At 39.0% G+C, this 23,655-nt stretch carries 21 protein-coding genes, 1 tRNA gene and 1 pseudogene; 19 read left to right on the top strand and 4 right to left on the bottom strand.

Going from position 1 to position 23,655, the window contains the following annotated elements; genetic code table 11:
- The 6 genes from A5877_RS12735 to A5877_RS12760 form a co-directional block, all read left to right on the top strand.
- Positions 1-509, top strand: a 509-nt coding sequence (locus A5877_RS12735; protein ID WP_139843944.1) for an LPXTG cell wall anchor domain-containing protein, incomplete at its 5' end; no start/stop codon positions are given.
- Positions 510-603: 94 nt separating this feature from the next.
- Positions 604-1,329 carry a class A sortase gene (locus tag A5877_RS12740; RefSeq protein WP_233499089.1) on the top strand — a complete coding sequence of 242 codons (726 nt, stop codon included), beginning with the start codon at positions 604-606 and terminating at the stop codon, positions 1,327-1,329.
- Between the two features lie 66 nt (positions 1,330-1,395).
- Positions 1,396-2,214 (top strand): hypothetical protein, encoded by an 819-nt coding sequence (locus A5877_RS12745; RefSeq protein WP_016621803.1) that lies wholly within the window; start codon positions 1,396-1,398, stop codon positions 2,212-2,214.
- Positions 2,207-3,724, top strand: a complete 1,518-nt coding sequence (locus tag A5877_RS12750) for a hypothetical protein (RefSeq protein WP_008377200.1) — start codon at positions 2,207-2,209, stop codon at positions 3,722-3,724. The genes A5877_RS12745 and A5877_RS12750 overlap by 8 nt, the downstream gene beginning before the upstream one ends.
- 233 nt (positions 3,725-3,957) lie before the next feature.
- Positions 3,958-6,129, top strand: coding sequence for a glucosaminidase domain-containing protein (locus A5877_RS12755; protein ID WP_233499090.1), 2,172 nt, complete (start codon positions 3,958-3,960; stop codon positions 6,127-6,129).
- 588 nt (positions 6,130-6,717) lie between these two features.
- Positions 6,718-7,062: a hypothetical protein gene (locus A5877_RS12760; RefSeq protein ID WP_005237412.1), complete on the top strand. Its 345-nt coding sequence runs from the start codon at positions 6,718-6,720 to the stop codon at positions 7,060-7,062.
- Between the two features lie 100 nt (positions 7,063-7,162).
- On the opposite strand, the gene A5877_RS12765 is transcribed toward A5877_RS12760, so the two are convergent.
- Complete coding sequence (locus tag A5877_RS12765; RefSeq protein WP_008377207.1) at positions 7,163-8,017, bottom strand: LysR family transcriptional regulator; 855 nt, start codon at positions 8,015-8,017, stop codon at positions 7,163-7,165.
- 150 nt (positions 8,018-8,167) lie between these two features.
- Here A5877_RS12765 and A5877_RS12770 point away from each other — a divergent pair, with 150 nt between their 5' ends.
- The 5 genes from A5877_RS12770 (at position 8,168) to A5877_RS12790 (ending at position 12,977) form a co-directional block, all read left to right on the top strand.
- Positions 8,168-9,136: a TDT family transporter gene (locus tag A5877_RS12770; RefSeq protein ID WP_086316943.1), complete on the top strand. Its 969-nt coding sequence runs from the start codon at positions 8,168-8,170 to the stop codon at positions 9,134-9,136.
- Positions 9,137-9,229: 93 nt separating this feature from the next.
- A complete protein-coding gene (locus A5877_RS12775) occupies positions 9,230-10,189 on the top strand; it encodes an L-lactate dehydrogenase (RefSeq protein WP_008377211.1) in 960 nt (319 codons plus the stop codon).
- 318 nt (positions 10,190-10,507) lie between these two features.
- Complete coding sequence (locus tag A5877_RS12780; protein ID WP_016613760.1) at positions 10,508-11,584, top strand: ABC transporter permease; 1,077 nt, start codon at positions 10,508-10,510, stop codon at positions 11,582-11,584.
- Between the two features lie 5 nt (positions 11,585-11,589).
- Positions 11,590-12,291, top strand: coding sequence for an ABC transporter ATP-binding protein (locus A5877_RS12785; protein WP_008377215.1), 702 nt, complete (start codon positions 11,590-11,592; stop codon positions 12,289-12,291).
- Between the two features lie 47 nt (positions 12,292-12,338).
- Positions 12,339-12,977: a TetR family transcriptional regulator gene (locus A5877_RS12790; protein WP_016613761.1), complete on the top strand. Its 639-nt coding sequence runs from the start codon at positions 12,339-12,341 to the stop codon at positions 12,975-12,977.
- A 115-nt stretch (positions 12,978-13,092) separates the two neighbouring features.
- Here A5877_RS12790 and A5877_RS12795 read toward each other — a convergent pair whose 3' ends face one another.
- Together A5877_RS12795 and A5877_RS12800 are read right to left on the bottom strand one after the other, a co-directional pair.
- Complete coding sequence (locus A5877_RS12795) at positions 13,093-14,520, bottom strand: APC family permease (RefSeq protein WP_005225272.1); 1,428 nt, start codon at positions 14,518-14,520, stop codon at positions 13,093-13,095.
- 559 nt (positions 14,521-15,079) lie between these two features.
- Positions 15,080-15,619: pseudogene (locus A5877_RS12800) on the bottom strand (hypothetical protein).
- 141 nt (positions 15,620-15,760) lie between these two features.
- On the opposite strand from A5877_RS12800, the gene A5877_RS12805 reads away from it, so the two are divergent.
- From A5877_RS12805 to A5877_RS12830, 5 genes are all read left to right on the top strand, one after another.
- Positions 15,761-18,238 carry a vitamin B12-dependent ribonucleotide reductase gene (locus A5877_RS12805; RefSeq protein WP_086316944.1) on the top strand — a complete coding sequence of 826 codons (2,478 nt, stop codon included), beginning with the start codon at positions 15,761-15,763 and terminating at the stop codon, positions 18,236-18,238.
- A gap of 85 nt (positions 18,239-18,323) precedes the next feature.
- Positions 18,324-18,713: a DUF4430 domain-containing protein gene (locus tag A5877_RS12810; RefSeq protein ID WP_016613764.1), complete on the top strand. Its 390-nt coding sequence runs from the start codon at positions 18,324-18,326 to the stop codon at positions 18,711-18,713.
- A gap of 538 nt (positions 18,714-19,251) precedes the next feature.
- Positions 19,252-19,740: an ATP-binding protein gene (locus A5877_RS12815; protein ID WP_005237399.1), complete on the top strand. Its 489-nt coding sequence runs from the start codon at positions 19,252-19,254 to the stop codon at positions 19,738-19,740.
- A 391-nt stretch (positions 19,741-20,131) separates the two neighbouring features.
- The gene (locus tag A5877_RS12825; protein WP_005237397.1) at positions 20,132-20,383 is read left to right on the top strand and encodes a type II toxin-antitoxin system Phd/YefM family antitoxin; all 252 of its coding nucleotides are present in this window, start codon (positions 20,132-20,134) and stop codon (positions 20,381-20,383) included.
- 35 nt (positions 20,384-20,418) lie between these two features.
- Positions 20,419-20,634, top strand: coding sequence for a Txe/YoeB family addiction module toxin (locus tag A5877_RS12830; RefSeq protein WP_236919532.1), 216 nt, complete (start codon positions 20,419-20,421; stop codon positions 20,632-20,634).
- A gap of 419 nt (positions 20,635-21,053) precedes the next feature.
- On the opposite strand, the gene A5877_RS12835 is transcribed toward A5877_RS12830, so the two are convergent.
- A tRNA-Lys gene (locus tag A5877_RS12835) sits at positions 21,054-21,126 on the bottom strand.
- A 269-nt stretch (positions 21,127-21,395) separates the two neighbouring features.
- On the opposite strand from A5877_RS12835, the gene A5877_RS12840 reads away from it, so the two are divergent.
- The 3 genes from A5877_RS12840 (at position 21,396) to yycF (ending at position 23,652) form a co-directional block, all read left to right on the top strand.
- Positions 21,396-21,962, top strand: a complete 567-nt coding sequence (locus A5877_RS12840) for a DUF1836 domain-containing protein (protein WP_034872437.1) — start codon at positions 21,396-21,398, stop codon at positions 21,960-21,962.
- A complete protein-coding gene (locus A5877_RS12845) occupies positions 21,955-22,815 on the top strand; it encodes a DegV family protein (protein WP_005225280.1) in 861 nt (286 codons plus the stop codon). Before A5877_RS12840 ends, A5877_RS12845 begins: the two co-directional genes overlap by 8 nt.
- A gap of 132 nt (positions 22,816-22,947) precedes the next feature.
- A complete protein-coding gene (yycF, locus tag A5877_RS12850) occupies positions 22,948-23,652 on the top strand; it encodes a response regulator YycF (protein ID WP_010747607.1) in 705 nt (234 codons plus the stop codon).
- Positions 23,653-23,655 lie beyond the last annotated feature (3 nt).

Below are 23,655 nucleotides of genomic sequence, written 5' to 3' on the forward strand. Positions count from 1 at the left end.
ATGCTGATTCCGATGCGGATGCAGATTCAGACTCCGATTCAGATTCCGACGCCGATGCTGATTCCGATTCCGATTCCGATTCCGATGCGGACGCCGATTCCGATGCGGATGCGGACGCCGATGCTGATGCGGATGCCGACTCCGATTCCGATTCAGATGCTGATGCTGATGCGGATTCAGATGCCGATGCGGATGCTGATTCCGATTCCGATTCAGATGCTGATTCAGATGCTGATTCAGATTCCGATGCGGACGCCGATGCTGATGCGGATTCAGATGCCGATTCAGATTCCGATGCCGACGCCGACGCAGATTCAGATGCGGACGCCGATTCCGATTCCGATTCAGATGCGGATGCTGATTCCGATTCAGGCTCTGGCAATAAGAAACCGGGTAGCAAATTACCACAAACAGGTTCTTCCTCGATTGCAGCCTCAGTTGTTGGTGGTTTAGCATCTGTAGGTGCTGGATTTGGATTGTGGAATAGAAAGAAAAAGAAAAAGAAATAAAAATAGAAAGAAATAAAAATTGGATTGTTGATAGAACACACTCTTCGTGTTCTATCAACAATTTTAAGGATTAATAGTTTAGAGGTCAATGTATATGGCTAAAGACACGCTGAAGAAGTATATATCCAATATACTCATAGTATTTTTAATAATTTTAGGGGCAATAGCTATTTTTAGTGTTCCTCTAAAAAATCAAATCATTAATATGAATGTAAAACAGTTTTCCATCGAAAATATGACAAAGGAACAAGTGAAGGAGAATCATGAAAAATTAACAGAATTAGAAAATGATCCCATTGAAGAAAACAGTTTTGATTTTGAGTCAATCTCATTGACAAGTTTGTCTTCGATTGTCAGATTACAGCTAGATGAAAATAACGAAACAGTAGCTAAGGATAGGACGATGGGCGCAATTTTGATTCCAAGCGTAGGTATTGACTTACCTATTTTTTTTGGAGTAACAGATTTTACGTTAAGTTTTGGAGCAGGAACTATGAAACAAGACCAAGTTATGGGAGAGGGAAACTATAGTCTTGCAAGTCATAGAAGTGAAAGTAAAAGCTTATTATTTAGGCCTTTAGAGCGTGTGGAAATCAATGATTTGATTTACATAACAGACTTGGAACAAGTTTATATCTACAGTGTTTCTTTTAAAGAAATCGTAAACCCAGAAAGTACGTATTTAATTGAAGATATCCCCGATCGGAAGATGATTACTCTTGTGACATGTGATGATGCCAGAGGAACAAGAAGACTAGTAATTCAAGGAGAATTGATAGAGACAGTGGAATATCATAATGATTTTTTTGAATCTACTTAAAAATTAAATTAATACTTACTTTTCCAATGGAACAGACGGTGTACCAAAAAACTCAATTAAGATAGGGTGAAAAAATTGTATATCTATTTATCTGTGCTTCTCGTGAGCATAGCCTTATTAATACTCATCTCATGGAGGATTTTTAAAGAGCGACAATTAAAGAAAACAGAATTAGCAATTGGAAATGATTTGCTGCTAAAAAAAAAATTAATAGTTTTTAAGCAAATACAGCAAAGTGTAAATATCTGGATTATTTTAGGTGTGACTGCCACAATGCTCCTTAGCCTAATTACATTAGGAACATTACAAATGAAAGAGAAGAAGTATGTAGAAAATGTTTCGGGAGAATTAACGAAACTAGAAAAACAAGTAGATGAATTATCAAAAGCACAAGAAAAATTTTTGGAACTATCAATCTATAGCTATCCGGAAGAGGGTATTGGTCTTTCTGAGATTGATTGGAAAGATCTCCTTGCACAGATAACGCCAGAAGAGCGTTTTGTTTATGAAGAAAAAATAGGCAGGGATCTTACGCCCTATTTTGGTCGTACTGTGTCAATCATCACTAATAATGTACCTTTACAATACTTAATTTTGTCAATCTATATTGAAGTAAATAATCAACAAGATCTACCAAAGATACAGGAAAATATCGAAGTTTATTTAAGCGAAGTTCAAGACATAAGTTTTTTAAATCAGGCAAACATTCAAATTTTTGATAGCGATACAGAAACTATGATTTCTGATGAAGTATTTTTAAGGACAGATTCTGGTGAACTAGAATTGCTTGAAAAGGGCGATGATAGTGTGGAGCAAGAAAATGAAAATAAGACTGAAGTCAAAGAAAAAGTAGAGCAAAAAGGAGAAGTAATAACGAATGGCTAAGAAAGAAAAAAGTTTTTACAAAAAATTATTAGATGAAATTCAAGAAGTAAATGTTGAGTCTATTGATCTATATGACACTGAGTCTGAGTTAGAAAGCGATAAATTAGTCAAAGAGCACTCTCAGGAGAATAACAATAAGAAACAAGAGCGAACTGAACAACTTGAAAAAAAGGTCAATACATTAGTAGCTGAGAAGAACAATTTGCTTCAAGAACTAGAGATGAGTAAGAAAAACCATCAAAGAATAAATAATGATCTTAGCGCAATAAAAGAAATCCAGAAGCAGCAGGAGAATAATTTAAAAAAGATTACCGAAGATCGAAATAATTTAAAGGAACAATTACGACTAGCTCTTGAAGTAAACGAAACGACTGAAAAGGAATTACAAAAATCATTAAAAGAGAGAAACGAACTTTCAACTAAAGTAAAAGAGATTACAAGCCAAAAAGAAAAAATTGAAAATGACTTGGAATCAAAGAACAAAGAGACTAAAGACGGAAGTAATTTGAAGGAACAATTACGATTGGCTATTGAAGTCAAGGAAACGACTGAAAAGGAACTTCAAAAAGCAATAAATGAAAAAAATGAACTTTCAACTAAGTTAGAAGAAATGGTTAGTCAAAAAAATATGGTTGAAAGTGAATTGAATACACAAAACCTAGAGTTAAGAACAAAATTAGAAGAGATTGAAAATCAAAATAAAAATTCAGAAATAAAAGAAGCGTATCAGGAGTTAAAAAATAAATTCGAAACTAGTAAGAAGGATAACCAATATCTTACACACGAACTAAATAAAGCAACACAAAAAGTAATTGAATTAACACAATCATTAGAGCAATACGGCCCTAATCATTTAAATAGTGAAGAATTAGAAAAAGAAAATACGGAAGATTATCGAATTGAACAACTAAAAAGCCAATTAACCAATGTTATTGCTGATACACAAAAAAGATATGATGAATGGCAGGTCGAGAAAGAGCAGTTAAAGGCAACCATCAACAAAGTTGAAGAAAGCTATGAAGAAAAATTAGAAGAAAAACAACATGAGATTGATACTTTGAAAGATAAGCTTTCTGAGAAAGAAATAGCAGAATTAGTTATTACAAAAAAAGATATTCCAAAAGCAATCCAGGACCTTCAGGAACTAGAGACAGAACTTGAAGAAATTCAAGAAGTTCAAGAATTAAAAAAAGAGTTGAGTAAATTAACAAAAGAAAAAGAGAAGTTGCAAAAAGAGAAAGAAGAGTTCGAAGAGGAAATTGGTGAAGTATTAGCATTCGCAAAACGAAAAGCTAAAAGAACTGTCGAAGAAGCACAGTTAGAAGCCAATAAAATGATTCGATTAGCAGAAGTACGTGTTAGTTCTATTCATGAGAGAGCAAAAGAGATTCTATTCGACGTAGATGAAACAAAAGACGAAGTGACAAATCTTTTTGAAGATTTGCAATTTAAAGTAAAACAGCTAGCACATAATAAATTACAATTTAATGACTTTGAAGAATACAAATAATTTTTGTGAAAGAGCATTCTTGCAACAGTCAACAGAAACAAGATAATCATACCATTTTTATCGGATATCGGTCATGTATGGTCAACTGTTGCAAAATACTAAGAACAAAGAATATTTAATATAGATAAATTTTTGTGTAATAATCTAACATTTTTAAAAAAAGCGTTTATTTGAATAGAAATAGGAAAGCAAGAAACAATGAAAGAGAGAATGAAGCGCGAGGAGGTATTAAGATGAAAAATAAGAAGATAGGTATCACACTAATCAGCCTAGGTGTATTAGCAGCACAAAGTTTTACCACACCAACTTTGTTGGCAAGCAATTTAACTGATCATCTTTCTGATAAATCAGAAGACGCAAGCCAATCCACCTTCTCAAAGGAAAGGAAGCAGTCGAATGTTGATTTGCAAGAACCCAACATAGAGTTAGTTTCGAGTATGCGACAAGCGTCTAATGTAACATCGAATATAGCAATGAGTACCAGCTCCAAAACCGAATTGTCTAGTGGTTATGTTCCAATAATAGAAGAGTCAAGTGAATCTTCCGATGAAAGTACCGACTTTCCAGAAGAGTCTCATTGGGAAGATGAAGAGTTGGGGGAAGAAAACACTGAAGAACAAGAGTCAGACAAACCTGAAGAATCGCAGCAACCAGATATCCCAATAGAAGAAACGATTCCGTCTGAAGTACCAGAAGCTGAACAAACAGTACCACCTTCTTCTGAGGCACCAGTGCAGCCCGATCCACCAACTTCCTCAACAAATCAAGAGGATCAAAGTTCTGATTCAGGAGCTAATCCATTTCCACCGAGTGCTCCGGTGACTCGACCACCTGCTACAGATCAAGAAATTGATACAATTTTTGAAGGTTTACTCAATAGTGCAGAGAATCAACTTCCAGATGCATTTAGAAGTAGTGAAGTGGCTGAATCAACGTTAGGGAGTTTCACATTACCGTTATTAGCTAGCTTTGACCACTCCTGGCAAGCTGCGTTGGTGTATCAAACAATTCGACAGGTTGGCGCAGATGACATAGAGAGTAAAGAAGTCGATACTTGGCTGAAAGAACTTTATAACGAAGTACTGGCGACAAATCTAGAAAATCTTGATATGAAAGAATCAACCTATAATTCATTACAGCCTGGTGATATTCTCTATAAGGAAACTGCGGAAGGGAATCAATTATTGGGAATTTGGCTAGGAAACGATTATTATGGGACAATTGGTACACAAGAAATGTCAGAAACATTGGAACAAGAATCTCAAGAAGATGAAGTGAATGAAGACGTTGATTTAAATCAATCAGCGACTTCAGTGGTTTATCTTGAGAAGCTGTCCTATCAACAGGTCGATCAAGAAGAATGGGATGAAGAAAACATTTCATTATTGATTAAACGTGCGCAATCACCAGAGTTAACTGAAGTAGGTAAAGAGTTGGTGAAAAATTATCCAGCACAACTTGATTTCCAATTTAATACTGCTACACATGAATTTATCAAACAAATTAGTGAAAAAGCTCGGAAACTAGGGCAAGAGTATGACGTCTTTGCTTCAGTCTTGATTGCGCAAGCTATTTTAGAAAGTGGCAACGGTAGTAGTCTTTTATCAAAGGCACCCTATTATAACCTTTTCGGTATTAAAGGAAGTTATCGAGAAGGTGCAGTAGTGATGACTACCAAAGAGGATTTAGGAAATGGCGAAATGATTGAAATTCAAGATGCTTTTCGTGTTTATCCAAGTTACGATGAATCGTTAACAGATTATATTGCATTGATTCGCGGAGGCGTTTCCCACGATTCATTTTTTTATAAATCAGTCTGGCGCTCAGAAGCAAAAAACTATTTGCGTGCAACTGATGCTTTAACCGGAACCTATGCAACAGACACTAGCTATAATCAGAAATTGAATTCTTTGATTGCTGTTTACGAGTTGACCCAATACGATGAGGATCAATCACAACAAAGTGGTGTCTTCATTAAAGGATTGGAAGAAGTTCCAAATGAATATCGGGAGTTAATGACTTTCCCAGCTTATAATGGGAAAGATTATAATACTTCTGGTTCTTATCCTGTAGGTCAGTGTACTTGGTATGCCTTTAATCGAGTCGCACAATTAGGTGGTCGTGTAGATGATTACATGGGAAATGGGGGAGATTGGGGAACTACTGGTCTTAGATTAGGTTATCAAGTTAGTCGAACCCCCAAAGCCGGAACCTTGATTTCTTTCAGCCACGGGACAGCGGGGTCGGATCCCAGGTATGGTCATGTCGCATTTGTAGAAGCGGTTGGACCGAATGGTATTTTAATTTCCGAAGCAAACGTTTATGGTGGTACAACGATTTCTTACCGAGTGATTGGCAATGATCTAGCTCGTTCCTCGTTGGTTCAATATATCACACCGAAATAAGTAATAATAAAAGAGGCAAGTAAAAGATGAATGAATCTTATTATGGAAAGGTGTAACTAAAAGAGTCAATAAGGAAATGAAGGTAGTAAAGCAGGAAGAGAAAATGCTCGATAGAACCTTAACATCAAAAGTCTTACAAGTATTAAAAGAAGAACGTCAGTTGCTCAAAATGAATGCTTAGTGGTATCGGCAGTGATGTAAAATAAAAGTAAAATGTTTAATAGTAGACTGGCGGTTATCAGTATTCTTTGGGGGATCTTCTCTTTCCAACTCGTTCGGATTCAAGGGGGATTCAATGAATCCGACGTTAATAGCATGTTTAAAATCACTTTTACATCTTGATCGTTTTTTGTTGATCAAGAGTGACTCCCATAATGAAGGAGATTTTTATTGGCTATTGTCGCTTCTTCATAAATTACATCTGGAAATTTTTTTAAAGAAGAGGTTTCAAGAGTATCATTCATACATTATCTCACCTATTAAACTACTTTATCGAGAGGCATGTATTTTATTAGCTTCCAAAAAATGTTCACTATTTTTTGGAACGCATTAGAAAGAAATAATCACATAGAGAGGACCTTATGAATCATGCTATTCACAATGAAAGAAGAATATAGCAGCTATTATCAAAAAGAATTTAGGAATGCATCAAGAAAAGAAAAAGATTTGAAAGACTATTTAATTGATTTGTTGCGGCGTTTAAACCAACTAACTGATGAAATCTCAAAAGAAAATTTTTGGAGTGTGCTGCCAAGAATTTTGGGAATTGATGCAAAATTAAACCTATTAGTTGAATTGATTAAATTTGAAGAACTACCAAGCGAAGAAATTATCCGTATCATTGAAAATGACTATCAAAGCTATTTTAAAGAACTATGTGGGTATGATTTAAGTATGGAAACGAGATATTCTTTAGTATTTAACGTCGCATAAATGTATTTTGTTTTTTTGCAAAAAATCGAAGTTGTCTGATGGAAATCCTTTATACTGATTCTGAGAAATTTTCTTAAGAATCAGTATAAAGGATATTTTGTTATCTTCTCGATTCACCAGTACCAGCAGCTCTATTCCTTTCCAACAACAGCCGTTTAATCTCCTCATAAATCTCTCCGGTCTCCGGCGTCGCACGCTGACGATTCTGAATGATAAAAAGATCACGATAGCGGTACTCTGGATCAAGTTCCTGCCAAGGCAACTCTTCTGGTAATGAAAGTTTCGAGATGATCGATTTGCCGATGTTTTGTTTTAGTAGGGACAAAATCACTTCGCTGTTATTGGCTTTGATGATTTGCGGATGCAAGTGCTGTGCGTACAGATAGGTTTCGTTAATGTAGTACATCCCCGAGTCGTTTTCCCGCAAGACCCAAAAATCAGAAGCGAGGTTGCCTGCTAACACCAATTCATCGCGATAAACGAATTCTTTTTGGATCAATGGCGAAACGATTGATTTTTCTATCAGCCCAATATGGGCTTTGTTTGATTCGACGGCATCGATTACTTCTTGAGAATTCATGATTTTGATTTCAAAGGCAAACGTTGGAAATTCTTCAATCAGCTGCGCCATGATGCTGGGCAGTAAGTAGACGGCGGTCGTATTCGAACAAGCGAGCACACACTCTGTTTTAAAATTTTTGGTGTCTTTGGCTTGCGAAAAAATAGTGGACAATGAGCGGAGAGACTCGACCACACGAGGATACAAAAACTCCGCTTGGCTGGTGGGTAAAATCAATTGTTTTCCTTTACGTTCAAAAAGTTTGAAGCCAAGTTCGGCCTCTAAGCGTTGGATTTGCAAGGAAATCGTTGGTTGAGTTTTATAGAGTTGTTTGGCGGCAAGACTAAAGTTTCTCGTTTCATAAACAACAATGAAGGTTTTGAGCAATTCAATCATTTTGGGGACTCCTTTATTATTAATAATATTTATAATTAGTATTTAAAAGTATAATTTTACAAATAGTTATCAGGTGATTATAGTATAAGTGTAGAGAAAAAAGAAAGCAAATTTAGTTGAAATTTTCATACGTTTAGAAAGGATGAGTTGATGAAAACATCGATCCAGCATTTTTTACATTCATTGCCAATCCCGATTTGTGGCTTGATTTTAGGCACTGTGTCATTGGGGAATTTATTGTATTCAGAAGGAATGGAGACGGTTGGAAATGCGTTTTGCACCCTTGGTATTTTCATCATGGGGCTCTTCCTTCTGAAAGTATGCTTTACATTTAAGCACACGATGTCAGAGTTGCAAAACCCAATCGTTGCTTCTGTGGCGCCGACCTTTACGATGGCGCTGATGGTGATTTCCACTGTTTTTGAACGGGTCATTCCCGATGCAGTGATGAATGATCTGCTCTGGTGGGGGGCTATCGGCTTACATTTTGCTTTAATGATCTATTTTGTTGTCGTGCATATTTTGCCTGTCGACCTTTCGCTGGAATACATTTATCCGAGCTGGTTTATTACCTTCGTCGGTATTGGCGTCATTCCCAATACTTCTGCTGTCTTTTTTAAAGAGCTGGGGGAAGTGATCGTCTGGATCGCATTGGTATTGTATTTTGCGCTTTTGCCGATTATTTTAAAACGAATCGTCCATCAGAAGCTGACGGAACGTGCGGCAGTTCCTTTGATCACGATTTTAACAGCACCAGGTTCTCTTTGCTTAGCAGGTTACCTTTCCGTATTTGAACAAGGCCCTGCTTGGTTTGTCGCCTTTATGCTGTTATTGTCACAAACGATTTATTTTTGTGTCGTCGCTTATATGAAAAACATGCTGGCAGTCGGCTTTTACCCAAGCTATGCGGCATTTACGTTTCCTCTTGTGATTTCAGCGACTGCTATGTTCAAATCAGCGCTGTTTTTTGCGAATCACCCACTGATATTTGGGTTTCTACAAGCCTTAACGATTATTGAAACAAGCTTTGCCGTGATTGTCGTCTGCTATGTGTTAGGAAAATATGCAATTCATTTGTATCAGCAAGCCAAAGCGCTGATTGCCGGTCATAGTTACTAAGGAAGCACAAGAGATCATACATTTTTTGAGAAAATACGTAATATACGCAAAACAATAGCACAAGTATTTGAAAAGAAAAGGAAGGGATCGCACATGAAAAGTACAAGCAGAAAAGTTGTCGTTGTCGGAACAGGTTTCGTTGGAACGAGCATTGCGTATTCCATGATCAATCAAGGACTGATCAATGAATTGGTCTTGATCGATGTCAATCGGGACAAAGCAGAAGGAGAAGCCCTCGATTTGTTAGACGGTATGTCATGGGGGCAAGAAAACATCAAAGTTTGGGCTGGAGAGTACTCGGAATGTAAAGATGCTGGCATCGTGGTTATTACCGCAGGGGTCAACCAAAAGCCAGGACAAACACGGCTTGAATTGATTGATGTGAACGCCGAAATTATGGCAAGCGTCACAAAACAAGTGATGGATTCAGGCTTTGATGGCGTGCTTGTTATCGCTTCAAACCCAGTCGATGTCTTAACTTATCAAGCATGGCGTGTGTCCGGGTTGCCAGCCAATCGGGTCGTTGGTACGGGAACGACCCTCGATACCACAAGACTTCGAAAAGAAGTGGCGGCAAAATTAGCCATCGATCCACGGAATATTCATGGGTACATCATTGGGGAACACGGTGACTCGGAAGTCGCTGTCTGGTCCCATACAACGATCGGTGGGAAACCGATCGTAGAATTGATCAAGCAAAAGGATCGTTTGACCGTTGCCGATCTAGCGGTTCTTTCTGAACGAGTAAAAAATGCTGCCTATGAAATCATCGATCGAAAACAAGCAACTTTTTACGGGATAGGGATGAGTGTCGCAAGAATCGTTCGAGCGATCTTAAATGATGAGCAAGCGATTCTGCCGGTATCTTCCTACCTTAATGGGGAATATGGCATCAACGATTTATTCACAGGGGTTCCTGCAGTCGTGGACCAAAACGGCGTCCGCGAAATTATTGAATTGACGCTTACACCTGAGGAAAAACGGCAATTTGATACTTCGTGTCATCAGTTACGAGCAGTAATTTCCACAATTGGACAAAGCAAAGTCAGCTGATCTCTAGAACACCAATAATGAAATCCTCGTGTTCGTTTTTGCCAAAGCATGGTTCGACTATTTACGGTCTGCCATGCTTTTTTTCATCTAGCAAAGAATGTTAAAAGGAAATGGCGTATTTTACGCGAAACGCCCAATATTCAACTCTCTTTATTCACACTCCTTTAGGAAAAAACATCCTCAGTGAATGACAGAAAAAGAATGATCGATCAACCTTACAAACTTTCCGAGTTGTAAAAAGTGACAAAGTGTCACCTTATGTGGTATTCTTCAAAAAGTGACACTTTGTCAATATTTGGAAAGTAGGAGGAAAGAACAATGTTTCTGGCTATAAAAGAAATGCGTTATTCAAAATTAAGATATGGGTTGATCGTAGGAATCATGTTTTTGATCGCCTATGTTGTTTTTATATTGTCTGGCTTAGCTACCGGACTTAACTGGGATTTTAAAAAGGCCATCGTCGACTGGGATTCATCCGCGATCGTTTTATCAGAAGATGCGAATGACACATTTGCGGCTTCGCAATTGACGAGAGGGGATTTAGACCGTGTAGAAGGGACACAAAAAGCCCCAATTGGTTTATACAGCAGTGTCATTACGGTCAACGATGAACAAGTCAATGTGACTGTTTTTGGTACACAAGACGATGCGTTCTTGTTACCAGAAGTCTTAGAGGGCAAGCTGTTTTCAAAAGAAAATGAGATCACGATTTCAGAAAACTTAGCAGAAGAAGGTATCAAGGTCGGGGATCAAGTGAAAATCGGACGCTCAGATGAAACCTTCAAAGTCGTTGGGATCACCCCAGAAACGTCTTATACGGTGTCACCAGTGATTTATACTTCCCTCGATACTTGGACGAAAATGAAGTTTGCTAATCAACCATTTGCATCTGACAAGGAGCAGCCAATCAATATCATTGTGACCAAATCAAGTGATCCGAAAGTCAATAACCAGGAAGGAACCCAGCTCAAAGTGTTGGCAACGGAAGACTTTATTGAAAAGCTTCCCGGATTTTCTGCCCAAAACTTGACCTTAAATGCCATGATCTACTTCTTGTTTGTTGTTGCAACGGCAATCGTGGGGATTTTCATGTATGTGATCACCCTACAAAAAACAGCGATTTTTGGTGTGATGAAAGCCCAAGGGATTCGGACCAGCTTCATTGCCAAATCAATTATTGCGCAAGCATTTATGGTAGGAGTGATCGGGGTAGCCCTAGCCTTTGCGGCGGCATACGGCACCAGCTTGTTTTTACCAGATGCCATGCCATTTTTCTTTGAATTAAAGCAATGGCTGCTTTATAGCGGCATCTTGATTCTCGTGGCAGTTCTAGGCGGCTTATTCTCCATTCGGACGGTCACAAAAGTCGATCCAATAACGGCAATAGGAGGGTAACAAAGATGAAAGACATTTTAGTAATGAAGGATATTATAAAAAAATTTGGCAAGCAGCATACCGAAGTAACGGCACTAAAAGGACTGAATTTTCACGTTCAAGAAGGGGAGTTTGTCAGTATCATCGGTCCTTCTGGTTCAGGAAAAAGTACCTTTTTGACCATCGCTGGCGGCTTACAAAGTCCAACAGCCGGAGAGATCATCATCAACCAGGTCAACTTTTCCCAATTAAATGAAAAGCAACGAGGGAAGTTGCGTTTTAAAGAGATTGGGTTTATCTTGCAAAGCTCGAATTTGATCCCTTTTCTAACAGTAAAGGAACAATTTTATTTGGTCGACAAAGTTTCAGGAAAAGCCAAGGAAAAGGAACGGATTGATGAATTGCTTGCTTCATTAGATATTCTCGATCTTCAAGACAAGTTTCCCCGCGATTTATCTGGTGGGGAACGTCAACGAGTAGCGATCGGCAGGGCCTTGTTTAATGACCCAAGCTTGATTTTAGCGGATGAACCAACTGCCAGCTTAGACACCGATCATGCGTATGAAGTCGTGAAGTTATTAGTGAAAGAAGCGCATGAGAAAAAGAAAGCGACAGTTATGGTCACCCACGACGAGCGAATGATCCAATGGAGTGATCGCATTTTCCGAATGGAAGATGGCAATCTGATCGAACAAAACGCCCCATCAAGAGAAACTGCACAAGTCTGAGTGGAAAAGTAGAGGGATTTGTTTATAATAGAGGGAGTAGATTGCGAATGATGGAGGAGAATCCCTTGCCAAGTACAACATTTTTTCATTTAAAACAAGAGAAAAAAGAAAAAATCGATGCCGTGCTTTTAGAAGAATTTTTTAGCAAGCATATCAGTCAAGTCAAGGTCTCTGCCATCGTCGAAAAATCGCACATTTCTAGAGGGGCGTTTTACAAGTACTTTCAAAACTTAGAAGATGCCTATGACTATGCGATCACCAACTATTCCAACCAAATCCATTCTGCGATTTTTACGTTTATCAATCGCAACAAAAATGATTTTTTCAAAGGGATCGAAGAATACTTGGCTTGGTGCAGTCAATGGTCACCTGAAGATGATCATTGGAAAATGATCCACTTATGTACCCAAAGCAATGCCTGGACGAAGCGCGATGCGATCCCTGACGATTCGCCCATGATTCGCCAATGGTTGGAGCTGTTGGAAGAAAATCGCTTCACGATCCATGATACGCAAGAAGCCGTCAGTTTCCTTTACTTTATTATGGCGGTCGTGATGGATAGTCTGACAGATTTTATTTCGAATGAATGGACCGCAAAAGAGCTGATCAAAGATTTCCGCTATAAGGTGCAGTGGATCAAGTATGGAATCAAAAAGGACAACAAAGAGTACAACAAAGAGGAATGAACGCTTCGGCAAGAGGATGGATCAAATACCGCACGCGGCGGAGAAGTTCATTTACAAAGAAAGAGGTGCCCGACAACCGAAATAGTTGTCGGACACCTTTTTTTTGAGCAAATGATTATTTTTTATTTACACGTTTCGCAATGATTGGCAAGATCAAGCCAATCAAAAGAAAGGCGATCGGCGTAATGATATTTAAGGCCAATTGGAAGAACCAAGCTTGCGGATCTGCCGCATAATCAAGCTTAGGAACCATCCCTAAAATGCAGGCAAAGGCCGTGAACAAGAAGCACCATAAGCCAATCCCAAAGCCAACTTTGGTGTTTTTCACGAATTTATAATCGGAAGTAAAGCGATTGGCGTGTTTGTTGACTAGCATAAAGGCTAAGAAGACCCATAAGTAACGCAGTGGCATGACAACTGAATTCAAGTTCAGCAACCAACGGTACAGTTCGGTCATATTGCCGATTCCTAGTGCTGGAATAATGATCAAAATGCTTACCAGGATACCAGTCATAATATATCCATTTACTGGTGTTCCTTTTTTGTTTAGTTTTGCTAAGCCATTTGGTACAAATTCTGAATCAGCATCAGACAGTAATATTTTCAATGGGGCATCAATTGAAAAGGCCAAAGCAGAGATTTGCGCCAACGCATTGGCGATGGAATAAAGAATGACAAAGAAGTTGCCGATTCCGTAGAAGTTTCCAAGTCGTTGAAAGGCTTCATAAGCGCCGTTGACCATCAAATCTTCTGGAATATGGTTGGCATCAAAAAGCATCCCCATAGCAATCGAGCCGAGCAAGGCACATAACGCCACCATACCGGCTAAAAAGATCATGCCTTTTGGAAATTCTTTTGCAGGATTTTTTGTGTTATTTACGTAAGGCGAGATTTTTTCACAGCCGCCTACCGCAAATACCAGCATCGAGATCGTGGTTAAATAGGTAAAGTCAAATTTAGGGATATAGGTTGAAACAGATGACATGTTTGGTGTAGCAATTTCAGCACCAGTCATTGCTGGAGCGGTGACTGCTAAAAGAATAAAAAGAATCGACATCACGAACATGGCTGTTCCCGCGATGTTCCCAATCATTTTTAAGGTCGTCAATCCTTTAGAGGCAATCCATAAAAAGAATAGAAAAATAGCTAAACAAATCAACGAGACTTCCATGGAACCCATCGTCGATACAAATGTACCATTTCCTTTAAATAACCAACTCAAGGACACTAAGATTCCTTGAGGTTTTTGTGCCAAATAGGGCACGTGCACGACCCAATAAGTCCAAGCAGCAAAAAAAGCCAACCGCTTTGTTGAGGTTTCTTTGATCCATGAGGAGACCCCACCACTTGACTCTTTGAAGGTCGATCCTAACTGACCAACACTTAATGCATAGGGTACAAAATAAAGAGCCATAATTAATAGCCACGAAACAACAACAGTCAATCCTTGTTGAGCGTAATTGTTTACAACATTTCCCAGTCCCCAAACAGAGACGAACGCCATCAGCGCAATATTATACCAGCGTAATTGTTTCTCATTCATCGCTTTCTCCTTCTTAAAATGATTTTTCTGACTGGTTAAAATAGAGCGTTTTTTGAAATTTAGTGAGAAAAAAATTTCTTTCCATAAGCGCTTGATCACTATCAAGTTTCTTATGCACTTTTTCACAAATGTCAAAGGTCAAATTGAATAAAAAAATTTCAGCTGCTCTTTTTTATCCAGTCATTGATTTTCCATAGTTAGGATAAACCTCTGAATTCTTTTGGTCAAGAAAAATTAAATTGTTATTTAAAAAAAATAATAAATTTCTGATGATAGAAAAAGCAAACATCATCATTCATTAATAATCTGAAAGAAATGCTACTACATTCGGTCAAGGGCGTGGATGAAATAGAGAACGTTTCATTTAAATGAATGGACGCATAAAGATGAAAGAAACCCTTTCGAAAGGCTTTTAGCTGGTACTTTTTGGATAGATTTTTAAGCAAAGGAAACAGAAGAGTAGTCGTAGCTTTTTTGTTTTTCTAACAATAACTTTACGCTAACATTCTTTCAAAGAAACACGAAAACAAAGTTAGCCGGATTCTTCATTCCATCGAAATCACTGGTTTTTTTTCTTCAATTTATAGGAGTTGGGTGTTATTCGCTCAAATACTGGCCATAAAAGCAAATAAAAGACGAAGTTTCCACTGGCATGAAAGAAATCGAACAGTAGTCCTTGAAGGTAATAGGCAAGAAACGAAGGAAACTGATAAAGCCAAACCTCCATCAACGAAACGATCAAGCCATAAAGAAGTCCGCAAAGAAAGGCAAAGAAAGCTTGCAGGATACGATTTTTCTTGATGATCGGGATTTTTCCAAGCTGTTGAAAAAGAACGATGGTGCCGGTAAGTGCAGCCAATTGACTGATCGTTCAGGGACCCATGCCTAAATAGATATTTGTTCCGAGCAAACTTAGCAAGGCAATCATCAACGCATCGGTTAAGCAGTAAGAAAAAGCCACTAAAAATAAAAGGGCACTCATAGGCTGAACGTTAGGGATAAAGACAAAAACCAACCGTCCAACGATACACGCTGCGGTGAGCAGTGCTAAATGAGAAATTCTTTGAACGGAGAATACCTTGGATTGGGGAGGAAGCATGAAAATCGCCGACTTTCTAATTGATAATCATTCTCATTATACATGGAAAATAATATAATTCAAGATTGAAATACACATCATATAGTACGATAATAAAAACGGAGCACAATATGTTGTGTTTTTAGAAGGAGAGGGAAAGAAATGGACTACAAAAAACAAACGATTGAGAAATTGAACGAGGATATCAAGTTGTTCCAAGAAGTTTCGGCGATCACACCGGAAATGACCAAAACATTTGAGGGAATCGCTCGTTTGATTATGTTGGATCGTTACTCATTCAAGGATCAAACCCATCAAACGTTGGGTAAGGATGATTTGGTGATTTTGACAACGAAAGCTGATCCTAAATATCCTGCACGAGGAATCGGTATTGTGAAAGCAATCGATGGGGAACTAGTCTCTATCGAAGTGGAAGAGGCCTATCGTTCAGCGTTAGAAGATACTGATGAACAAGCCAGTGGACTTGTGAAAAGAAGAAAAAGTGCCATTGAAAAACCGTTAGAACTCTTTTTTGAGCAAGTGGCGCATCGTGTTGCCAAAGGGATTTCTGCCAACGAGTCCCATGACCAGGAGCGCTTCCTTGAGACGTTTTACCAACAAATCGTGGCGCAAAACCTAATTCCCGCAGGCAGAGTACTTTATGGAGCAGGAACAAATTCTCAAGTTACCTACTTCAATTGCTTTGTGATGCCTTTCATCCATGATTCCCGAAAAGGGATTGCTGTCCATCGACAAGAAGTCATGGAAATCATGAGTCGTGGTGGTGGGGTTGGAACCAATGGGTCGACCTTGCGACCAAAATCAAGTGTGGTCCACGGCGTCAGCGGTCGGTCTTCTGGGGCAGTTTCTTGGTTGAATGATTTGGCGAACTTGACGAACCTTGTCGAACAAGGAGGTAGTCGTCGCGGAGCGCAGATGATTATGATGGCAGATTGGCATCCAGATATTTTTACGTTTATTCTTTCTAAAGTTCAAAATCCTGCTGTATTGCTTCATCTGAAAAAAACAGTCACGAATACAGCAATCAAACAACTGATCAATGAAAAACTGCAATTTGATCCTTTGACAAAAATGGAAGAAAGAATGTTCACTTATCTAGCGCAACTGCCTGAATCGTCAGATAAGGAACATAATGACATGATCCAAAAGGCAAAAGAAAAATTGCGAATAGGTGGCAGCTATACGGTAAAAGAAAGTGATTTCTTAACTGGTGCGAATATTTCAGTCTGCTTGACAGGAGAATTCATGGAAGCAGTGAAGACAGATGGGTGGTATGAGCTGCGCTTTCCAGATATTGACAATTATTCAGAAGCAGAGATGGCGCAATATGATGCAAAATGGGCGGAAGTCGGGGATGTGCGAGAATGGGCAGCAGCTGGTCATAAAGTCAAAACCTATCAAAGGATCAAAGCTCGTGAGTTATGGGAGTTGATTACTTTTTGTGCAACGTATTCTGCTGAGCCTGGTATTTTCTTTATCGATAATGCCAACAAGATGACGAATGCTACAGCATACGGACAAAAAGTCGTGGCAACCAATCCGTGCGGTGAACAGCCCCTAACCCCTTATGCCGTCTGTAACTTGGCAGCCATCAATCTCGCAAACATGGCGGATCGCCAGAAAGACACCGTTGATTTTGCCAAACTAAAAGAAACCGTGAAAACAGCAGTTCGTTTCCAAGACAATGTTATTGACGCAACGCCTTACTTTTTTGACAAAAATGAGCAGCAGGCGAAAGGGGAAAGACGTGTTGGATTAGGGATCATGGGCTTGGCAGATTTATTGATCTACTGTGGGAAAAAATACGGATCGGCAGAAGGGAATCAATTCGTTGATCAAATTTTCGAGGCAATGGCAGTCACTGCCTATGAGGCATCCATTGAATTGGCGAAAGAAAAAGGCAGCTTTCCCTTCCTGATTGGAAAAAATGACCAAGAGACGCAAGCGTTGCGGAAGAAATTTGTCGATACAGGATACATGAAAAAAATGCCAGCGCACATCCACGAAGGCGTGCTGCGATTCGGCATTCGTAACTCTCATCTTTTGACCGTTGCACCAACAGGATCGACAGGCACGATGACGGGAGTTTCAACCGGTTTAGAACCTTACTACTCCTTTTCTTATTTTAGAAGCGGTCGACTAGGTAAGTTTATTGAAATCAATGCGGAGATCGTTGACGAATACCTGATGGATCATCCTGAAAGAACCAAAGCGCAGTTGCCGGCATGGTTCATTTCCGCTATGGAGTTGACGCCCGAAGAACATGTCGGTGTGCAATGCACCATTCAACGTTGGGTGGATAGCTCCATTTCAAAAACGGTCAATGCACCAAAAGGATATACAGTAAGCCAAGTAGCCAAGGTTTATCGAGATCTTTATGAAGGAGGAGCCAAAGGAGGAACCGTCTATGTAGATGGCAGCCGAGATTCACAAGTACTTACCTTAGAAGCGGTAGAAAATGAGCTGACCGCACAAGTTGAACCGCTGCCTGTCGTTCAAGTAGATGAACCCGTCGTCTCTGGTGAAATCTGCCCCATCTGCCATGAAGGAACCATTGAGGAAATCGGCGGCTGTAGTACCTGCACAAACTGTAAAATCCAATTAAAATGCGGGCTCTAAAAGGATACAGGATTGATAGAGCAAGTCTTATCCGCATATTGGATAAAAAAGATTTGTATTTTGACTATTGGCGAGGAAGAAATAGATGAAAAAAGTATTTGTCGTATTTATGCTAGTGAGCACATTACTCGTCGCTACAGGATGCCAACAGGCAAGTGTAACGTCAGAAAGCACGCAGCAAAGTTCCTTGAAGCAAGAACAAGGAACAGCTACGATCGTCATCCAAAATCAAGAAGATGTGACCTCAAAAGAAGTAACGTTCCGAGAAAATGAGTCGCTGATGGAAGTAATGAAAGAAAACTTTGCGATCAAAGAAAAAGATGGCTTTATCACCTCGATCAACGGCATCAGCCAAGATCAAAAAGCCAATCTATTTTGGGTCTATACCGTCAATGACGAAATGACCGATAAAGGGACACAAGCGTTGATTTTAAAGAACAATGACACTATCACATTTGATTTGAAAGCATTCTGATTTGTTTGATTCTAAGGATCTTTATTGGTGCAAAAGAACTTGCACATAAAGATCTTTATCTATACAGATAGACTCTTGCGTTGATTTTGGAGGTAGTTTTGCATTCAAGTTCTATTCAAGAGTCTATTCTTGTTTTTCTATCATAGTTTGGAGTGGTGGCCTATTTTATTTTAAAATTGGAATAATAGAAATAAAGATACCATTACATACATAAGTTTTAGCCATGATGTTTCTTTCGTATTTTGGCTTGCGTTCCTATTTTTTGTAGAAAATAATTTTTTTATAGTAGAGTGGAAATGGACAAAAATTTGATTTATCCGTTAGCTTAAGTGGCTAACGCTTCTATTCTCTAATATATGGTTTTACTTACTATTTTTCTTGCGATTGTTTCCCAATCTGCTTGTTGTTCATAAAAACAATGTTATCATTGTATCATCAGATGTGGGTGGCGAACAGTGGTCTAAAACACGAGCGTTGATTACAAATAAGGTTTTTTCGTTCTCTTTGTTTATTGATCAGAAAAGGTAGGAGGAGAATAATGGTTGAGGTACTTTTGATGTGTGGCGTTAGTGGTGCAGGCAAAACCACTTACTCAAAACAAAAAGAGCAAGAAGGTTATGTAAGATTAGCAATAGATGAATTAATTTGGGAAGACTATGGCGTTTATGGTGTTGATTACCCTTCGGAAAAATATGCAAAAGTTTCGTCATTATCTTCAGTTAAATTGAAAGAGCTTACAGTAAGGGCTGTTCAAGAAGGAAAAAACGTAGTTGTCGATTCTAGTTTTTGGGCTAAAAGTCACCGAGACGCTTATAGAGAACTACTGGCAGCATATGATGTGACGATTAAAGTAATCTATCTAAAAGCTGATTATGATACTTTACGAAAACGATTAGCGATCAGAAATAAAGTCCAGACTGCAAATTCCGCTTTTCCTATTACAGAAGAAATCCTTCAACGGTTTTTTTCAGGATTCGAAGAACCGATAAATGAAGATGAAGTAGTGATTGAGCAAAAGAATAAATGAAGTAGCATCAAAATGTTTTTACTCCTTTTCAATACATTTAGTCTTATTACTGTGCAGGACACAAAGGACAGTCATACTAGAAGCAAAACAGTGATTGGCAATTTCTTTTCTTGTTGCATTCTTCGATTAATAAACGGATCAAAAAGCAATCCGCTGAAGACAAAATGACTATGACAGCTGTTAAAGACCAAGAATCAATACAAGAAACCGCCCATTTGGTAAATAGGACGGCAAACAGTAAGCACTTTGAGCAATCGAAACCACAAGTTAAGGCTCAAAAAACGATTACTACAAGACTTGAAGACTTGTAAGAAAAATTAAATATATTCTTCCTCTTTATTTACGTACGTTATAATATGCTTAAGATTTTTAAATAGAAGGAGGAGAAAACATGGAAGTAATTACACCAACGAATGCAAGAAAAAACCTTTATGGAATCATTAAGCATGTTGTGGCTGACAGTCAACCTGTAGAAATTGCGAGTACAAAAGAGGAAGAAAGCGTCATCATGATTAGTAAGAGCGATTGGAACTCCTTACAAGAAACGCTCAACTTACAAAATGTGGGTGTACTTGATCGGATCAAACACTTTGAGAATGAAGAAAGTGAAGACTTAGGTGAAATTGATTGGGATAGAATGTAAAGATCAAAAAGAATGCTCGCAAAGATTTGTCTAAATTGAAGAGTATCAATCTAACTAGTAAGTTTGATGAACTGATCAAAGTCATTAAGGAAAATCCTTTTCAAACACCGCCGCCTTACGAAAAATTAACAGGATTACCTTACTGTTCAAGACGTCTCAATATCAAACACAGGTTGGTATACAGCGTGGAAGAAGAGAGTAAAACGATCACGATTCTCTCTGTTTGGTCACACTATGAACGTGGGATATAATATGCTAAACTATTTCGACTCTTTGTCAATAAGGACTGATGAGTCGTACAAAATCAAATCTGGGTCAGAATAAATAGCATTCTGGCTCAGATTTTTTGTTAGCTTACTTTGATTAGTTGATTGATCAAAATGATTCTAATTCTCATGTTCTCAAATGATTTAAATCTGTAGAATACTCGTTTCGTGATCGGTAAATGAGTCATCGTTTGAGTAAGGGAGAGAATCGTATTGAGATGCCTTCTTCATCGCTCAAAAGTTTTTGAAGTTTTACACAGACCTCTTCAAATAAGAAATCCTCTTATCAAAAAAAATCCCTTTATTCGCAAGGTGATAATAATAAACAAAAAAATGGAACAGCATAAATGTTTTCGAAATGCTTTCGCACCAACATTTACCTGTTCCGTGGGTTTGGCACCCAATGGGCCGTGAGGGGCTCGAACCCGCGACCCGCTGATTAAGAGTCAGCTGCTCTACCAACTGAGCTAACGGCCCGTACCAAAAGTACTTCATTATCTTAGCACTCCGGTGTTTAAAAATCAATCATTCTTTTGAAAAAAATGTGCGCTTTTTTCAGTTGGAAAACAGGGGTTATCTTAAAAAAACACCATTCGTTCCCCAATTTCAAATGATAGGAAATTCTTAAAAGATTGATCAGATTGCTTTAAAAACTCAGAAAACCGTGATAAAATGTATCTAGTTATCGAAACTAGATGATTAGTTTGTGATAATCTAACCTTCTGTTAGTCAAAATGGAGGATGACATGGAAAAATTACAATCGGACATGAAAACATGGGGTGAATCGCTGCTGGAATTCCATCTGCCTAGGTGGGAAGAGTTGCCAACCCTGGAACTGTATATGGATCAGGTAATCACTTTGATTGACCAATATTTATCACCTGTGATCCAAACAGAAAAACATCCGCTATTGACCTCTTCTATGGTCAATAATTATGTCAAAAAAGGGATGATCCCCGCACCAGAAAAAAAACGTTACAACCAAAAGCATCTCGCATTTTTGATCGCGATCACGATGCTGAAGCAAGTGTTGACAATTCCAGAAATAAAGACAGGCATCCTTTTTCAAGGGAAAGCTGTCGGAATCAGAAATGCCTATAATGTATTTTGTGAAGAACAAGAAAAAGCAATTCATCTTGTTGGCAAAGAAGCAATGGGAGAGCCCGAGCAAATGGCATCGGAACCAATCCCGATTGAATTAGTGGCCATGAAAGGTGCAACGCGTTCCTTTGCTAATAAATTGTTGGCAGAAAAAACCATCGAATTAGAAGTCATTTATTTAGAAACACATAAAGGAGAAGCCCATGAATAAAGAGAAAATTGCCCTATTAGTTGATTCAGGTACCGATGTTCCCGCACAGATCATGGAGCAATACGGCATGTATATGCTGCCATTGCAAATTATTTACAAGGATCGGACCTATACCGATAAAGTTGATATTACTGCCGAAGAAATTTACGAACGTTTGCCGCAAGAGATTCCTAGTACTTCATTACCTGATGGCGCGGCGATCGGGGAAATCTTTGATCGGATCAAAGCCGATGGGTATGAAAAAGTCTTTGCTGTAACCATCTCCAGCGGATTGAGTGGAACGTTTAATGTTGTTCGCCTGTTAGGTGAACAGCGGACGGATCTTGAGGTTTTCGTGCTTGATACGAAAAATATCGGAATCGGTGCAGGGCTGCAAGCGATTCGTGCAGCAGAACTGTTAGAAAAAGGCGTGACTTGGGAAGAACTGCGGGCACAATTAACGAATGAAGTGCCGAAAAACAAAGTCTTTTTCAACGTAGCTACCTTAGAGTATTTACAAAAAGGCGGCCGCATCGGTCTGGTCGCATCCATCTTAGGCAATGCCTTGAAATTGAATCCAATTATCTCTTGTAATGAAGAAGGGATCTACTATACGGTCGCAAAATCTCGTGGACGGAAGAAAAGCTTGGACAAAACCGTTGACTTGATCAAGCAATTCATCGGTGATCATCGCCATGTGCGTTTAGCTGTGGCGCAAGGTGATGCACTGCAAGAAGCCAAAGAAATGAAAGCACGATTAGAAGCCGAATTTCCTAAGGTCAAAGAAATCTTATTTGGACAAATTTCTCCCGCATTAGTCGTCCACACGGGTCCTGGGTTGTTAGGGATCGGTATCCAGCTTTTAGAAGAGTAAAAAAGAAAGGCCCCGTGCCTTTCTTTTTTTGTGCTTTCCTTAAGAATAAGGCCGCGGTTTTTGGGAAAGATGAAAAGCCCGTTTAAATAATGTATAATAAGTAAGAAACCAAAAAAAATTGAGGTGACATTTTTGAAAAAGATCCTAGTCGTGGACGATGAGAAACCAATTTCTGATATCGTCAAATTTAATTTAACCAAAGAAGGATATGAAGTATATACCGCCTATGATGGAGAAGAGGCATTAGAAAAAGTAGCCGAGGTCGATCCTGATCTGATTTTGCTTGATTTGATGCTACCAAAAATGGATGGATTGGAAGTTGCACGGGAAGTGCGCAAAACCCATGACATGCCGATCATCATGGTCACAGCCAAAGATTCTGAAATCGATAAAGTACTAGGCCTTGAGCTTGGTGCGGACGATTATGTAACCAAACCATTTTCAAACCGGGAATTGGTGGCCCGCGTCAAAGCCAATCTGCGTCGCGGCTCGGCAGCTGCGAAGGAAGCAGACGACAATGCCAACAGCGAATTAACGATTGGTGATTTAACAATTCATCCCGATGCCTACATGGTCACCAAAAATGGTGCAGCCATCGAATTGACGCACCGGGAGTTTGAATTGATGCACTACTTGGCAAAACATCTTGGTCAAGTGATGACCCGAGAACATTTATTGCAAACTGTCTGGGGCTATGACTACTTTGGTGATGTCCGAACCGTTGACGTGACGGTGCGCCGTTTGCGTGAAAAAATCGAAGACAGCCCGAGCCATCCAAACTATTTGGTTACTCGTCGCGGAGTGGGCTATTACTTGCGGAACCCAGAACAGGAATAAGCT

It is taken from the genome of Enterococcus sp. 3C7_DIV0644 (assembly GCF_002141235.1).
Classification (GTDB): domain Bacteria; phylum Bacillota; class Bacilli; order Lactobacillales; family Enterococcaceae; genus Enterococcus_D; species Enterococcus_D entomosocium.

Bases quoted from the DNA above. Each gene is read 5' to 3' on its own strand.
- A5877_RS12740 (WP_233499089.1), top strand. From the start codon at position 604: ATGGCTAAAGACACGCTGAAGAAGTATATATCCAATATACTCATAGTA.
- A5877_RS12790 (WP_016613761.1), top strand. From the start codon at position 12,339: ATGATGGAGGAGAATCCCTTGCCAAGTACAACATTTTTTCATTTAAAA.
- A5877_RS12765 (WP_008377207.1), bottom strand. From the start codon at position 8,017: ATGATTGAATTGCTCAAAACCTTCATTGTTGTTTATGAAACGAGAAAC.
- A5877_RS12825 (WP_005237397.1), top strand. From the start codon at position 20,132: ATGGAAGTAATTACACCAACGAATGCAAGAAAAAACCTTTATGGAATC.
- A5877_RS12795 (WP_005225272.1), bottom strand. From the start codon at position 14,520: ATGAATGAGAAACAATTACGCTGGTATAATATTGCGCTGATGGCGTTC.
- A5877_RS12815 (WP_005237399.1), top strand. From the start codon at position 19,252: ATGGTTGAGGTACTTTTGATGTGTGGCGTTAGTGGTGCAGGCAAAACC.
- A5877_RS12810 (WP_016613764.1), top strand. From the start codon at position 18,324: ATGAAAAAAGTATTTGTCGTATTTATGCTAGTGAGCACATTACTCGTC.
- A5877_RS12760 (WP_005237412.1), top strand. From the start codon at position 6,718: ATGCTATTCACAATGAAAGAAGAATATAGCAGCTATTATCAAAAAGAA.
- A5877_RS12845 (WP_005225280.1), top strand. From the start codon at position 21,955: ATGAATAAAGAGAAAATTGCCCTATTAGTTGATTCAGGTACCGATGTT.
- A5877_RS12780 (WP_016613760.1), top strand. From the start codon at position 10,508: ATGTTTCTGGCTATAAAAGAAATGCGTTATTCAAAATTAAGATATGGG.
- A5877_RS12755 (WP_233499090.1), top strand. From the start codon at position 3,958: ATGAAAAATAAGAAGATAGGTATCACACTAATCAGCCTAGGTGTATTA.
- A5877_RS12770 (WP_086316943.1), top strand. From the start codon at position 8,168: ATGAAAACATCGATCCAGCATTTTTTACATTCATTGCCAATCCCGATT.
- A5877_RS12750 (WP_008377200.1), top strand. From the start codon at position 2,207: ATGGCTAAGAAAGAAAAAAGTTTTTACAAAAAATTATTAGATGAAATT.
- A5877_RS12775 (WP_008377211.1), top strand. From the start codon at position 9,230: ATGAAAAGTACAAGCAGAAAAGTTGTCGTTGTCGGAACAGGTTTCGTT.
- A5877_RS12785 (WP_008377215.1), top strand. From the start codon at position 11,590: ATGAAAGACATTTTAGTAATGAAGGATATTATAAAAAAATTTGGCAAG.
- A5877_RS12840 (WP_034872437.1), top strand. From the start codon at position 21,396: ATGGAAAAATTACAATCGGACATGAAAACATGGGGTGAATCGCTGCTG.
- A5877_RS12805 (WP_086316944.1), top strand. From the start codon at position 15,761: ATGGACTACAAAAAACAAACGATTGAGAAATTGAACGAGGATATCAAG.